Below are 15,099 nucleotides of genomic sequence, written 5' to 3' on the forward strand. Positions count from 1 at the left end.
CACCTTATATAAAGTCGAAGGTTGCCTGCTGGTAGGTGATGTCCTGATATTCCAGTTCCTCCTGCGAGGTCTTGCTGGTGTAATCGACAACAACCGTCTGCTGTCGGTTACCGACCATCTGCTGACCAAGAACGTAGTTCACATCAAATTTGCCGGTGATCGCCGGAGTTGCGCCACGGGCAGGAACGATCAACTGCACATGATTAGCTGCAAGCATGGCAAAGATCGGCTCCCAGATATATATATCCTTTGCCGCGCCAAATGGGTTATCAATAAAGATCGTCTTTGTAGAGATCTCACCCTCCGCACCATAAGAATACATACCTGCAATATAATTGATGATCGCAACCAGGAACTGAATGTAGATACCCTGTGACTGTCCGGTACTACCAACCGCTTCTTCATAACGAAGATACCGGCTCTGCTCCTTGATACGCTCTCTCTTATATAGTTTCAGCTTGATCGCATTCATGTCTGTGACCATTACGCCAAATAACCGCTTCAATGCAAGACAGTCACGGATATAACGGACACGCTTCCTCTCATCCTCATAGGCATCTGCGCCCTTTACGATATCGTCAATATAATCAGACATGCGCTGTGCAAGGAATTCTTCTTTCACATATGGGATCGTCAGATCAACCATACGGATGACTTCTTCTCCAACGGTGATCTTCGATAATTTTGGAAGCTTCTCAAGCTCGGTCTTTACATCCATACAACGCTGTAAACACTGACTGCAAAAATTCTCCTTGATCGCAACCATATCTTCGATTCCCTTTTCCACTCTTTCCTTTTCCAGATCGATATAGGAAATGATCTGTAACAGGCTTTCAAGTAACGCCTTTGCATCATAGTAGTTTTCAGGTATGATGACATCTCTGCGGATCGTTTCTGCCATCTCGAATACACCCATTTCACTGAGTGCTTCCGCTGTCTGTCCCTTGAACCGCATCAGTTCATTTCTTGTCTTTTCCAAATTCTTGCGGCTTCTGTCATATCGTAACAAACTGGTCTCAAATGCCTGTCGCAGCTCCTCTTTTCCGGCTTCTAACAGCTTACCATTTTCTACATTGATGTCATTTGTATCTACGATACGTTTTACATCTTTATAAAGCTCGATCATATAGCCCTGCTCTTTGTTACAGGTCTCATATTCCTCTGCGGTCTTCTTATAACTCTGTTCCAGCTCGGCAAGGATCTGATCGCCCTGTGCGATCGCCTGCTCTGCTTCACTTAGAGAAATCTGTTCTTCTGCATATGCATCTTCACCATAAATCTTTTTCAGACTGGCAACCGCATATTCGATATTTCCTTCCAATCTGCCGGAAGCCTTTGATACATTCTTCAGTTCTTCCGCCATGGATGCTGATACCAGTTCCAGACGCATCAATTCATCAGAAAGTGCCTGTAACTGCTGTTCAGATGTGGCAAATAACTGTGTCTGTGCTTCCAGATCCGAGAGTTTCACGCCACGCTTCTCGATCGTATGCAGGATACGATCCATTGACTGTGACAATGCCTGAACCAACTTCTTCTTATCCTCTACATCCGGTGCACTTTTATTTGCTACTGCATACATCGCCATAAATTCTGTCTCCAGCACTTCATCAGAGATCGTAAGGATCTCGATATCCCGTCTGGATACATCTTCCGTTTCCTGTCCAAGTGCCACCTGAATCTTCTGTTTTGGATCCAGTGACACATCTACTTTTCCATCCTCCGGGTAATAAGGTTTAAAATAATTCTGCCATTTATCCTGTATATCCTGAATACTGTTTGCGATCGCAAGCATCCGTGTCTCCGTCTCGCTCACAGTTGTATTCCATCTGACTGCATCCCGCTTCAGTTTCTCGATCTGTCCGGTGATCCGCTGTTCTTTCTGAACATTCTCCGTATAACGGGATTCTTCCTCAACTGCCAGATCAGAAAGCTCCTTAATACGAAGCAGGATTGATTTGTCTTCCTCCAGCTCATGCAGCTTTTCTTTTACGGATGCCTCATCTTCTTTCTGCTGGGTGATCCGGCTTGTCCGTTCTGTTATACGATCCTGAAGCTCACGGACCTCATCCTTTTTATTTAACAGATCCTGATTCAACTTTCGTTCGATATCTGCCGCATCCAGGTGCCTCTCATCTGCCAGATGACTGACAAATGCCAGATCTTCCCGGTAGGTTGCAAGCTTCTCATCAATCAGGGATATCTCATCCTCAAGGCCACGAATCTGGATCGTCAGTTCTTCTTTTAACGATTTCAGAATCTCATCGTCTGTGAAATATTCGCCTTTTCTGCAGACCATAACGGCATTTTCGTTTAAGGTAACTGCCTTTTCAGACAGGTCATCCATATCGTAGATCAAAACCATTTCATTGTCTGTCTGAATCGAATCCAGATTGATATCCTCTGCAATATCAGCAAAATTCTTCACGACTACTCCATACGGAAGTGCTCTGTTTTTCTTCAAGATCTCCGACCGCTGCTCCGACTTAAGTGCTGCCAGATAATCAGCTCCGTGCATCGCCATATGTCCATGTCTGGTCACGATATAATCAATAACTGCCGATGCTCCTGCACTCGGTCCGAATAAACGTCCGGATTCCAGATATTTGCGTCTTTCGAGCAAACGGTCAATCTCCTGTTTTCTGGTGATCGTCTCGGTCAGCGTTCCTGTGATCCTTGCATTGATCGCATCTATGATTTCTTCTGCTTTCTCTACACTATATACCGCCATAATGCTTTCTAACTTCTTAGCTGCCTGACGATATTCCTCTGCATCCAGATGGCTTGTCTCATATTCTTTTTCCAGTGTTTCCAGACTGTTTTCCGCAAGTGACAACCGGTAACGGTCTTCAAATACCTGCTCCTGATCTTCCCGTATGCTCTCTGCAAGTGCCTGTAAGGATGCCTCAAATTCTGCTGCCTTTTCTTCGGATGCTTCGATCACGTTTGCCGCATCCGACACAACAAGCAGGGCAACCTGTGAGGTCAGCTCGGATATCTTGTTATTTAAGGACTGTAATTTGTCCGAAGCCGCTTTCCGATTATCCCCGGATACAGCCAGCTCGATCTCGCCCTCTTTGATACATTTCATGCAGTAATCAGCCTCTTTCACCGCATGCTCATGCGACTGCTCGACCTCCTCCTTTGCCAAAAGAAGCTCTTTCAAACGCGCATCATCCCGAAGCTTTCTGTTATAGGCATAGACCGTCATTTTCTCACGGTCTGCCCCGGTATTCTGTAAAATATGATCGATGATCTTCTGATTCTCGGATAACTGTTTTCTGTCTTCCAGATAACCCAGATAATCATTGATACTTTCTTTCATATTCATATCCTGCTTTAATGCCGATACCTGTCGTTCATTTTCAGCAAGATTTGCATTTAACTGTTCTGACTTATCCCGGAGTTCCTGCAGACGGAAACCATCTCTGGTGATCTTCAGATTCTCCAACCGCTTCTTCTGGCTTTCCTTCTGTTCAAATGCAGTCTGTTTTGCCACAAGCAGTTCTTCCAGATGTTCATTTTCTCTCGATGTCAGTTCTTTTCCCGTCACATAGATATCCGCAAGCTGCCTTGTGATATCTTCATGTGCCTCGTACTGGTTAATACAGGAATTGACCTTTGCCTGCAAGACATTGATCAGCTCGATCTGATGATCGAAGTTCGCGATATCCCGTTTCTTCTGTGCCAGCACGTTCAATTTATCCTTAATATCAAGCAGCGTTTCTGCCATCGTGCTCTCATCCCCATCCCTACCGGTACGGGTCAGAAATGCTTTCTCTATGATCTCCTCGATCAGCAGATCTTCTACTACTTTTCTGGTTGTCTTATAATTCGTCTCAAAATAAGTACGGACATGACCCTCTGTCTTATTGATTCCACGGATGATCTCCCAGTGGCTCTCATGCAGACCATATTCGCTGATGAACCGCTGGTACTCCCCTTTCCGCTCAAATAAGCGCACTTCAAGGCTCATATCCTTATGTCCAAGCTCCTTAATGTAGGATTTTAGACCACTGTATGTAATTCTTTCATTACCATTTGACAATGGAAGATTAATGATATCGTTCTTATTATAATCCCGATAGAAAATACAGTAATTGAAATACTCGATCGCCGCCGTCTGTCCGTCCTGTGATGCTCCCTCGTCGGATTCCTTTGCTTTCCTGGCACAGAAGCCGGTCGTCATGTAGCGATATCCATCCTTGATCTCCGCGTCGTCTAATTTCCATTCGATCAGGGAATGAATAGTCGTATTGCCGCCGCCATTCCGGAATAATTTCTCGATCGGCTGCTTATCATCTAACGTACAATTCGGTATCAGATTCTGAAGCAGAAGAAGCATCAGCACACTCTTTCCTCCACCGTTTGCAAGGTCATAAAGCGTGTTCTTTCCATACATACGCATCGAAAAATCATCGTACTGCTGTGTACCAAAGTTGTATTTTACATTATTTACTCGTATTCGGTTAATGCACGGCATCCTCTTCACCTCCAAGCAGCTGATACAGACGTCCCCTGTATTCTTCAAAATAATTCTCACATAACGCCTTGAACCGATCGGTCGGATAGTAGCGTTCTTCATTCTCAACAAATAATTTCTGGCTGACCATAAAGTTAAATGTCAGCTTCACATAACCGGATTTGGATGCCTTTGACGCCTTCGTCTTTTCTCCGTCATAGACTGCATGACTGACTGCCGGAAGCTCATCCCACAGCAGCCCAACCGCTTTAAAGCTCTCTGCCCCGACATCCTCTGCTGAAAATACAGACAACCGCTTCGTCACATCTGCCAGATATTTGTCCGCCTCTTCGATCACCTTTTCCGGCTTGATAAATTCACGGAACTGATAGCTTCCGGAATCTTTATAAAAATACAGCAGGATCACATACATGAGGAAATAGCACAGGAACAATTCTTTATTCAGCCGCAGTCCAAGTATGCGCTTCATATCGTCATTTGTATAACCAAATACCCGGTTGCCTTCACCCGGAGTGATATAAAGTGCTTCGTTGTATTCGTAAATACTCAGATTCAGTTTCTTTAACAGATTGCCTACAATCTCGTAGACCTCTGCATTTCCATAATAATCTTCGTACAGAGCACTGTTTTCTCTGCTTGCTTTCGCGATCGTTTCGCCCTGTATCAGTCTGGCGTAGATCTCAATCGCCTTATCCAAATTTCTGCTGTCCATCTTTTTTCCTCACATGTATTTTTATTGCAATTCAAATATTATGTTCGTAACATACATATCTGCTCCAACCGGGATCTCCTCAGTGCTGTCAAAGGTCAGCGTGAAGCGCATATCTTTGTATGGCTCAAATGAGATATCCGGAGCATAAGCATCTTCCGAATAAATATCCGGTACGCTTACAGTTGAAATGCTGTCGGCTGTAGCCTGTGGTATCTGCTGCTCTCCGATGCTGTCCCGCACCTTCTGATATTCCCGAATACTGTCAACTACCAGCTTTTCAAGCATGGTATCCTGCTTCTTTAACATCCGGCTGATATCATATTCCTTCTTCTGTGCCAGATGGGTAAGGAATGCGTAATAATCGGCATTCTCATAGATTTCTTTTCCAAATCGTATCTCTAGGAATCCGTTGAATTCTTTCAGGCTGAGCTTCTTCCAGCGGGCAAGCACATCCATCAGTTCAAAGAATAACTTGCCATAGTTTCTGCCGGAGCGTTCTTCTTCAATCTCGTCCTCGTAACGGAAGTTCGCATTTACATCTTCTTTCTTTGCTGTCACCATCTTCGCCTCATCCTCTGATTTGAGCGTAAGAAGATTGTCGATCGATGTCATCGAGAACGACTTCGTGATCGCCGGTGCAAATAAAGGAGCAAGAATCATGCCCATCTTATCCGGCCGATCCTCCCTGATCATCTTCTGTAATTCTTTTTCAAAGTCAAATACCGGACGCAGACGCTTTAACTTCGCCTTCTGAATGATGTTGTCCGATATATTCTGTAATTCCATGGTGCTGTTGATCAGATTTCCATGCTTTAATATGGTCTTCTTCAATTCCAGCTCCAACTGACTGATCTCATCCAACAACGTAGAACCTTTTGCCAGATGGTCAAAGTTCGCTTTCGCAACTGCCTTATCGACCAGTGCCTTGTTCTTCGCAAATAATTTCTGTTCCTCGGAAAACCATTTGCCAACCGTCTTCATATATTTCTCATAAGCTTCTGCCCCGGCAAATACATCGTAAGAAAGCAGATCTACGATATCGTCTTTTTCTCTTACAAGCCGGTTCACTTCGCTGTTGATCCGCTTGACAACCTCGATACCTCCCTTGAAATTCTCTCCGGTGATCATCTTCTCAAGCAAAACCTGTTCTACATTGATCTTGCTCTCATCCTTGATCTCCTTGGTATCAAGATAGAATTCTATCCCATCCGCAGTTATGTAATAGAGCACTTTTCCATCCGTGATCCGGCTGTCGATCAGTCTGACACGCCCGGTCTTCTTCTGCTTCTTACCCGGATCGTAAAATGTAAATTCAAATGCTTTTCCATCATTTCTGATCTTGTCAAATATATATAAGATCAGGTCTGCCATATCCTCGTCCTCGATCTCAATATCGAAATCACGGATCAGTAGCTCTTTTATAAATGCTTCACACTGGGGATATGTGATGTCCCTCTCGTTGAAGTTGTTTTCCTCAATAAAAAAACGCAGTACCGCCATGGTGATATATCCCATATCCAGACTGTTATATCGTCCATCCTTGTACTGTGTAAATGCAGTTTCCGATAACACAAAAAACGGGTAGTATTTTCTTAAGTTATACATTCTCGCATTATGTTCTTCGATTATGTCATTGATCATCACGTACTGCTTTGCCACTGTTTCTACTCCCTGTTTTGTGTGCTTTATTTTCTGTTTTTCTTAAAAAATCACGGACACATAACATGCCCGTGATTTTTCAATACCTATTCGCCCATCATCTGTTTAAAAAATAATTACCTGAATCAGTCCTGCTTTGCAAGATTTTCTTTGTCTACTTTGTAAACCATAAGACGAAGAAGATAATATGGCATTCTTCTATTTCCAAGTTCCCAGTCCTGTACAGTTCTATACGGTATCTCGAAATACTCAGCAAATTCGCGTCTGTTCATTCCTGTAGACTTTCTTAATTCTAATAATTCTTCACCTGATGTCATAGTCTGTGTCCCTCCTGTATCATTCCTATGTGCATTCTTTCTGAAAAAAAAAGAATGCTTTCATTCAATATTATTTCAAAATTCAGCACAAAATAAATTCTACAAGAATCCAACCCTAACCTCATGTATATTCTACAATATAACGGTCGGCATGACAATAGAATTTGTTAACACATTAAAAAAATTTTTTATATGCGTGTCCTTTAGATAATTTAAACATTTTGTCCATTGACTTTATGATATAACCGGAAAATAATAAAAATAACTATTTAATATAATCATAATGTGAATATGCTGGGGATACCTTAACTTACCAATACAGGGGCATTTGAGGTCGCCGGTCCTTAGATGGTGCATTAGCGGCATCTTAGTACCGTTGCAGACCTAACTGAGACCTTACCGAGGTTTATCCGAGGTTAGTTCGAAGTTACACAGCGGGAAAACGAGCGGAAGCATCCCCTGATTGGTAATGTTAAAGGTATCCCCAGCATAGCAGATCATTATTACACAGGGAGTGTTATGTATGTTGAATAATCGAATTATGAAGGAAAAGCCATCGGACGAGGAAATGAATACACGGTTAAAGGCTTTGCAGAAAAAGCTGGCGGCGCAGACGCTGGCTGTCCGGGAACACAAGCTTCCGGTCATCGTTCTGGTAGAAGGCTGGGGTACTTCCGGCAAAGGCAGTCTGGTCGGACGGATCATCAACAATATCGATCCACGTTTTTACCGGGTTGCATCGCTGGAAAAGGTCAGAGAAGAGGACAGGCGGAAACCATTTCTCTGGCGATTTGTAAAAGAGATACCGGAAGCCGGCAATTTTGTCTTTATGGATTCCGGCTGGATGGATCAGCTTACGCGTGAATACGCACACAAAGAATTGTCAAAAAAAGACTACGAGCTTCGAATTGCCAATGTTCGGAGATTTGAACGGCAGCTGACCGATAACGGCTATCTGGTTGTCAAATTCTTCCTGAACATCTCGAAGAAAGAACAGAAGAAACGGATCCGGACGCTTGCCGATGATCCTGCAACCAAATGGAGAGTGACCGATACCGACCTGGCACAGAACAAACATTATGACAAATACATGGACATCTTTGACAAATTCTTAGATGCTACCGATTCTTCCCGCGCGCCATGGTATATCATCGATGGCCGCTCCAAGAAATGGGCGGAGCTTCAGGTTCTGGAAATCCTGACCGAGGGAATCGATGTTGCCCTACAGAATCATTCACTGGCAGTTCCGATCCCGCAGAATGTATTCCCTCTTATGGACATGCCGAAGCTGTCAGATATCTCTTTACAGGACAAGACGGTATCTGATGAAGAATATTCCAAACGTCTGAAAGAATTACAGGGAAAACTTCGAGAGCTGCACAACAGCATTTACCACAAAAAGATTCCTGTCATCATTGCATACGAAGGTTGGGATGCTGCCGGAAAAGGCGGCAATATCAAGCGTGTAACGGAAGCATTAGATCCTCGCGGTTACGAAGTATTTCCGATCGCAAGTCCTCTTCCGTATGAAAAATCCCGACATTTTCTCTGGCGTTTCTTCACCAGGCTTCCACGCTCCGGTCATGTAGCCATCTTCGACCGAACCTGGTATGGCAGAGTCATGGTAGAACGGATCGAAGGATTTTGCAGTGAAAATGACTGGAAACGTGCTTACAACGAAATCAACGAATTTGAAAAAGAACTGTATGACTGGGGTGCTGTGATCATCAAATTCTGGATACAGATCGATAAAGACACCCAGCTTGAACGATTCACGCTGCGTCAGAATACACCGGAAAAACAATGGAAGATCACAGATGAGGACTGGCGGAACCGTGAAAAATGGGATCAATACGAAACAGCCGTCAATGAAATGCTGCAAAAAACAAGCACCACCTATGCTCCATGGCACATCATCGAATCAGTCGATAAAAAATATGCCCGGTTAAAAACCCTGGAGATCATAGTTGATGCTATAGAAAAAGCTATATCTTAATGAATCTTTGTCTTCTGGTAGTCGATCATGACATCATAGATCCGTTCACAGTTGTCATGGTCGTCAAACCGGAAGAAATCATCGGCACGTCTGCGATACTCCGGTTTCATCTCGCAGTTATTCTGCATATAAGAGATCAGAACATCGATCAATTCGTCGTTGTCCTCGCAGATCTCGCCAAATCCCATCGTATCATAGTGGAAGGTTCCTTCCTCATAATGCTTCGGTATATCGTGATGATGCAGGTAGACCACCGGCTTACGCATATAAGCGAAATCAAACTGAACGCCGGAGAAATCTGAAACCATCAGACTGGATTCCCGGAACACCTTCTCATAATTGACACCGGAATGTCCATGAACGGCAACCGCCGGAATGATCTCTACCGAAGGATTCTTATCAAAATCATCGATCTGCGGGCTGACGATCGGATGAAGTACATAGACGATCTTATAATTATATTTCTTTGCCGCAGCGATCAGACGCTCATCATTAATAAGGCTGTTATATACCTGATAATAGGTTGTCTCCTTAAAAAGTGGATTGTAGTCACGGCTCACACCCTCATTCTTTGTAACCGGAACTGCTGCCTGCATCCGCCAGGTCGGGGATAACAGGATCTGCCGTTTATCTTCATTTATAAGTCCATCATAACGCGGTACTCCGGTCAGCTTCAATGCATCATAACCCTCATAGCCGTAGATCGGCTTCGACAGATTTTCAATCTCATATTTAGATGCACAGAAATACAACCGTGTATTATCTCTCAACCGGTTCTGCGCAACTGCAATCTTCTGGATAGACATACCATGCTGGACACAGGCTACATGGAAGTTCATCAGATCACGGATCAGTGCCGAATTGATCGTACCGAAATCATTAAATGCGTAGACGGTAGAGTTTGACACGATCACCATATCCGCATACAAAAATGCGTACCGGTGCTTGATGCTTCTCCGTTTGACCGGCTTCATACCTTCGCGTTCCAGACGTGCATAATCTTCCGATGCCCCATCTGCCAGATAATAGCATTTGATGCCATCCTTCTTGCTTCTTGCATATTTGTACATGTATTCTGCGGAGTCCCCCGCCTTATATATCTTATCAAAAAAGAGCCAGATCGGACGATGCTTTAAAACCGGCTTTGCCTTTAAGAACGCCCGGACAATGATAAACTTAATAACCTTCTTCTGTCCGGTTGCAAACATATCCCGCCATAACGTCAGTTCTCTGCCTGCGATCTTCCCATGCTTTACCGGATCAACCTTCATGATATTGGCTTCTGTCTTATACATATACAGCTTCTTATTGATCTTCCAATAGCTGTGACGGAAACGGTCGCACAAACGGCTGAAATGAGAATCGAATTCCAGAGTGACCGGAAGATCCTCTACCGACATTCCCATCGTTTCACCATTTTCAAAGACATCCGCCCGGACTCTTGTTACATAAGCCAGTTCTGTTTCCTGTCCATATGGAAGCTCCACCCGGATCGTAAATGCCCGAAGCTTGAAGATCGACATACCAAATGCTTTTGTATGTGCATACCGCTCATTATATTCTGCCGGATAGAAGCGGTCACCGACCAGAACACCAAACTCTGCTCCATTCATCAAAAGAATAGGCGATAACCGTCCTTCGATCGTAAGCTCTGTGTGATCCTCCATATCTTTATTGTCCATAAACTGAATGTCCGCCGTCGGCTTCGTAAGCTCTCCAATCTGGATATCATTATAGCTGTAGCAGCCATCTGCAAAATCAAATTCCAGACCGGTGTCCTTATACTTTAAGATCAGCAATACCCATACCAGACAGTCTTCATTCTTCATATCCACATGGTATCCCTGATTCTCACAAATGATCGAATCATCTATATAAGAGAGCACTTCCCCAAGCCTCCACAAAAAAGCCTCGCCGTCGGTCTCTTCAAATAAATGCTTGTTCAGGTTATCGAGATTTGCCTGGATCATATATTTTACAATGAACAGTGCATGCTGCATAACAAGCATCTGCAGGGTTTCCTGATGGATGGACATTTCCTTTAACCATTCGATCAACTGATCAACGGTATCCTTATACCATGCCCGGTCATAGATTCCTTCAAAAAAGGTCTTATCCCCTTCAAAGCTGTTTTTCAAAGTATAGTCAACACCATCGATATAATAGAGCTTCTCATCCAGACAGGCTCTTGCCTGAACCGCAAACAGCCATTTTAATACCGGAAATGATCCCTTTACCAGAACGTCCTCCAATGTATGCGCAGGGCTTCCGAATGTCACATTTGCATCCTGTCCGGCATTCTGTATTCCGGCAGAACTACTCTGTATTCCGGCATCTGCGATCTCCATCAACTGATTTAACAGGCTTCCCTTAAACACCATACCGAATGGTGTAAATCCGTGCAGGAATCTTAAAATCTCCGTAGAGATCACACCATTTGTAAGCTGCTCATAGACACCATGAAATTCCTGATCTCTGTCCAGCTTCTGCGCAAGCCAAGGCGCATGCTTTCCTTTCTCGCGATATGCGGAAAACGGTGCATACATGATTCCCTTCTTGCCGTTCCTACTCGGTCCGTATTTCTTCGGCAACAGAAAGATATCTCCGTTCCTGTGGTCATCAACAAAGGTCACGATACGCGCAAAATCCTCATCTGAAAGGATATCGCCCTCTTCCATCAAAAGGAACATCCCCTGCTCATCAAATTTTCCATGTATACTGAAGCTGTCCGCTCCGACTACGATCCTGTTTACCAACTGCCACGTCCTCCTGTTTTCTTTATCCCAGACTTTCCTGTAATGCAAATAACTGCTGCTACCATAGAACAGATCGTCCCCTGCAGCAGCAATTTCTGCTTATTTCTTCCAATCTTTATCTTGTATACTCCATGCTCTTCATCATGCGGGTATACATTTCCTCCAGACCGATCACCGGCTTCCAGCCAAGTGCCTGAAGTTTATCTGAATTCAAGCGCATATTTACATCCGGTGCATAGCCAAATGTCATGGCGCTTTCCGGTATGTCAAATACAACCTTAATCTCATTATTTGCCAGTTTCTCTGCAACCATCTTTGCCATATCTCCGATCGTGATATGTGCTTCCGGATGCGCTACGGTATAGGCTTCACCATCATTTCCCTTTACAAGAAGGAGCAGAATACCCATAACGGCATCTCTGGTATAGCAGTAGTTACCAACGGATTTTCCGGCTGTGTGCAGAACAATATCCGTCTTATTCATAGCAGCCTTTGCAAACTGTGCAAATACACGATTCTCTTCATAGCTGATACCTGCGCCAAATGTCTGTGACAGTCTTGCAATACGAACCGGCAGCTTATACTCACTTGCGTAAGAAGAACACATACATTCGCAGAGACGTTTGCCCTCCGGATAACAGCTTCTTGGATTGTGGATATCGATGTATCCCAGATCATCTTCCTTTACATATGGCTTTTCAGGATCCGGTGCGCCAAATGCTTCCATCGATGATATATATACAACACCCTCGGACTGCTTCTCCTTACCAAGGTCTAACATATTCTTTGTACCATTTACCGCAGTCATGATCGTCTCCACCGGATAGTCCACAAAGAACTTGGATGCTGTAGGGCTTGCTGCATGGATGATGTAGTTGATCTGTACTTCTGAGATCTTCTTGCCATTTGACAGGGTTACAGTCTCATCGGTAACCGGATTTCCGACATCACCGATCACATACACCAGCTTATCCTTTGCAAATTCATCATAGATCTTGTCTGCCTTTTCTGCATTTCTGACAAATGCATAGATCGTGATATCAGCATGCTTTACTTCGTTCATCTTAAGCAGTGCCTTTACGATTTGTGAACCAACCAGTCCGGTTGCTCCTGTGATCAAGATGGATTTGCCGTATAATTTCTCATAATCTCCACCTGCATTTGCAATATACAACAGGTCCTCTTCTAAAATCTTATCTTTCATTTTTATTTCCTCCTGAATGATTTTTATTTATTTTCGTCTTGATATGGAAAACACTTGTACTATTCATGTTGTCCACCGTTTACTCTGTTCCTTATACAAATATCTATATGCTTACTCTACCTGATACATTTTGATAATGTGAGCTTTCCGGTCTTCTTCTGGCGGAAGCTTCATATAGTCGCCGTAAAGGGATGTCAAATAGTAATCGGTACAACCCGGTGCGATCAGCTCCCGTCCGCCAAATGTCACTTTCATTGGTTTTACATATTCTTCCCTTGGCATCTTCTCCTGCGGACCATAGCCACAGGCAATGCCGCCAACATATTTGCATGATTCAAAATCATATTGTGTACATAACCGGATCAGCTTCTTCACTGTCCGCTTCTTGCCCCATATCAAATGCGCAAATGGTTTCAGGATCGGCTTCACGATCTTCTTGACCAGATTACCGCCCCGCCCTGTCTTCATCTTCAGATATTGGATGATGCGGCGATACCAATGTGCCTTTTTATAGATCCGTTCAATCTCGGCATCATCATCCGGTAGTCCGTCCATCGGGAAAATATCCATCCATAGATAAATGTCGTATTTGTCTTTCGTATAATATTTGTCCAGCCTTGTCCTCGTATCCGCAAGCTTCGTATATGGCTCATCCAGATTGCCAAGGCTTGTTGACAGGAACTTATGCTCCGGCAGAAACGGCTGCTCTTTGATCACTTCCTGTAATCTCTCATAATCCGGTCGTGGCATCAGAATGTCGATATCATCATCCCACGGAATAAAATCCTGATGTCTGACTGCTCCAAGCAGCGTGCCGCCGCACAGATAATACCGCAGCCCATGCTTCTCACACAGATCATGGAACATGAACACCATTGTTTTCTCACGCTCATGGATATCCTCAAGCGTCAATAATTTTCTCACGTTTTCGTCTCCTCTTTTATGGTATATGCCTGCATTTGCCTTCTATATACCCTTAATATCCTTATGAATACCCATTAAAAGTCTCCTTATAATATCAAAAGGGCCTCTGTCTGATCTCCCTTACAATGTCAGGAGCTCTTCCGGGCGGCTAATGATATATTCCGCGCCGGCTTTTTCAAATTCCTCACGGTTTCCATATCCATACAAAACACCGACCGTATCAATTCCGCAGGCATGTCCACCATCAATGTCAAACATCCGGTCACCGATCATCACGGCATCCTTTTCATGTATCTGTGTCTTAACCTCTGGCTTGGAATCGTCCATCATGACTGCCTCTTCCCGGTCTGCCTGTGGCATATCCGTACCTTCCGCATCGGCTTCCTTCAACCGCTTCAGGCACTCTGCGATCAGCACCTGCTTGTCCGAGCCGGTTCCATCCGGGTTGCTTCCTACCACAACATCAAAATACTTTGCAAGGTCGAATTTCTCAAGTATCTTTTCCGTCGGTGCTGTAGGCTTGGATGTCGCCACTCCAATCTTTGCGCCTCTTTCTTTTAAGGCTTTGAGTGTCTCTGGGATTCCACCATAGATAGATGTCTCATATAGACCTGTCACATTGTATCGTTCTCTGTACTTCGCTACCAGCCAGAGTGCCTGATCGTGGTCAACATGACATTTGGATGTAAAGGAATCGTACAACGATGGTCCGATAAATGTCTTTAACACTTTCTCCGATGGCTCCGGCAGTCCGGCTGCATCCAGAGCATAGCGGATGCAGTTGAGAATGCCCGGCTCGGACTGGCTTATTGTGCCGTCCAGGTCAAATAAATAGTATTTATACATAGTGTTGCCTTTCTATCCGTTCAAAATTCACGCCACCATTGTAGCATAGATCCTTTTTTCTCTCAACAACATTGATACCGAACGTTGCAAGTCGCTGGCTTTACCGGACATTTGTAGTACCCCGGATGACCTGTATTGCCGGCACTTAGTTGATCTGCCCGTGGAACTTCATCAAAGATCACAAAGTTTTCTGCAAGATGCA

At 44.2% G+C, this 15,099-nt stretch carries 9 protein-coding genes; 1 reads left to right on the forward strand and 8 read right to left on the reverse strand.

Features of this window, described 5'->3' with window-relative positions:
- Window positions 1–4: 4 nt before the first annotated feature.
- The 4 genes from WKT03_RS00250 to WKT03_RS00265 form a co-directional block, all read right to left on the reverse strand.
- Window positions 5–4,483, reverse strand: coding sequence for a hypothetical protein (locus WKT03_RS00250; protein WP_340390745.1), 4,479 nt, complete (start codon window positions 4,481–4,483; stop codon window positions 5–7).
- Complete coding sequence (locus tag WKT03_RS00255; protein ID WP_008402483.1) at window positions 4,470–5,195, reverse strand: DUF6063 family protein; 726 nt, start codon at window positions 5,193–5,195, stop codon at window positions 4,470–4,472. Before WKT03_RS00255 ends, WKT03_RS00250 begins: the two co-directional genes overlap by 14 nt.
- A 21-nt stretch (window positions 5,196–5,216) precedes the next feature.
- Window positions 5,217–6,854 carry a hypothetical protein gene (locus WKT03_RS00260; protein ID WP_340390746.1) on the reverse strand — a complete coding sequence of 546 codons (1,638 nt, stop codon included), beginning with the start codon at window positions 6,852–6,854 and terminating at the stop codon, window positions 5,217–5,219.
- Between the two features lie 125 nt (window positions 6,855–6,979).
- Window positions 6,980–7,171, reverse strand: a complete 192-nt coding sequence (locus WKT03_RS00265; RefSeq protein WP_008402480.1) for a helix-turn-helix domain-containing protein — start codon at window positions 7,169–7,171, stop codon at window positions 6,980–6,982.
- A 523-nt stretch (window positions 7,172–7,694) separates the two neighbouring features.
- On the opposite strand from WKT03_RS00265, the gene pap reads away from it, so the two are divergent.
- A complete protein-coding gene (gene pap, locus WKT03_RS00270) occupies window positions 7,695–9,167 on the forward strand; it encodes a polyphosphate:AMP phosphotransferase (RefSeq protein ID WP_021944665.1) in 1,473 nt (490 codons plus the stop codon).
- On the opposite strand, the gene WKT03_RS00275 is transcribed toward pap, so the two are convergent.
- The 4 genes from WKT03_RS00275 to WKT03_RS00290 all read right to left on the reverse strand — a co-directional run bounded on the left by WKT03_RS00275 (window position 9,164) and on the right by WKT03_RS00290 (window position 14,897).
- Window positions 9,164–11,923: a CDP-glycerol glycerophosphotransferase family protein gene (locus WKT03_RS00275; RefSeq protein ID WP_021944664.1), complete on the reverse strand. Its 2,760-nt coding sequence runs from the start codon at window positions 11,921–11,923 to the stop codon at window positions 9,164–9,166. The genes pap and WKT03_RS00275 overlap by 4 nt on opposite strands.
- 115 nt (window positions 11,924–12,038) lie before the next feature.
- Window positions 12,039–13,127, reverse strand: a complete 1,089-nt coding sequence (locus WKT03_RS00280; RefSeq protein ID WP_340390747.1) for an NAD-dependent epimerase/dehydratase family protein — start codon at window positions 13,125–13,127, stop codon at window positions 12,039–12,041.
- 111 nt (window positions 13,128–13,238) lie between these two features.
- Window positions 13,239–14,051 (reverse strand): LicD family protein, encoded by an 813-nt coding sequence (locus WKT03_RS00285; RefSeq protein WP_340390748.1) that lies wholly within the window; start codon window positions 14,049–14,051, stop codon window positions 13,239–13,241.
- Between the two features lie 120 nt (window positions 14,052–14,171).
- Entirely contained in the window at window positions 14,172–14,897 is a 726-nt protein-coding gene (locus WKT03_RS00290) for an HAD hydrolase-like protein (protein WP_117784723.1), read from the reverse strand.
- Window positions 14,898–15,099 lie beyond the last annotated feature (202 nt).

The sequence above is a fragment of the Coprococcus sp. HCN-4056 genome, from assembly GCF_037892645.1.
In the GTDB taxonomy this organism is placed as follows: domain Bacteria; phylum Bacillota; class Clostridia; order Lachnospirales; family Lachnospiraceae; genus Coprococcus; species Coprococcus ammoniilyticus.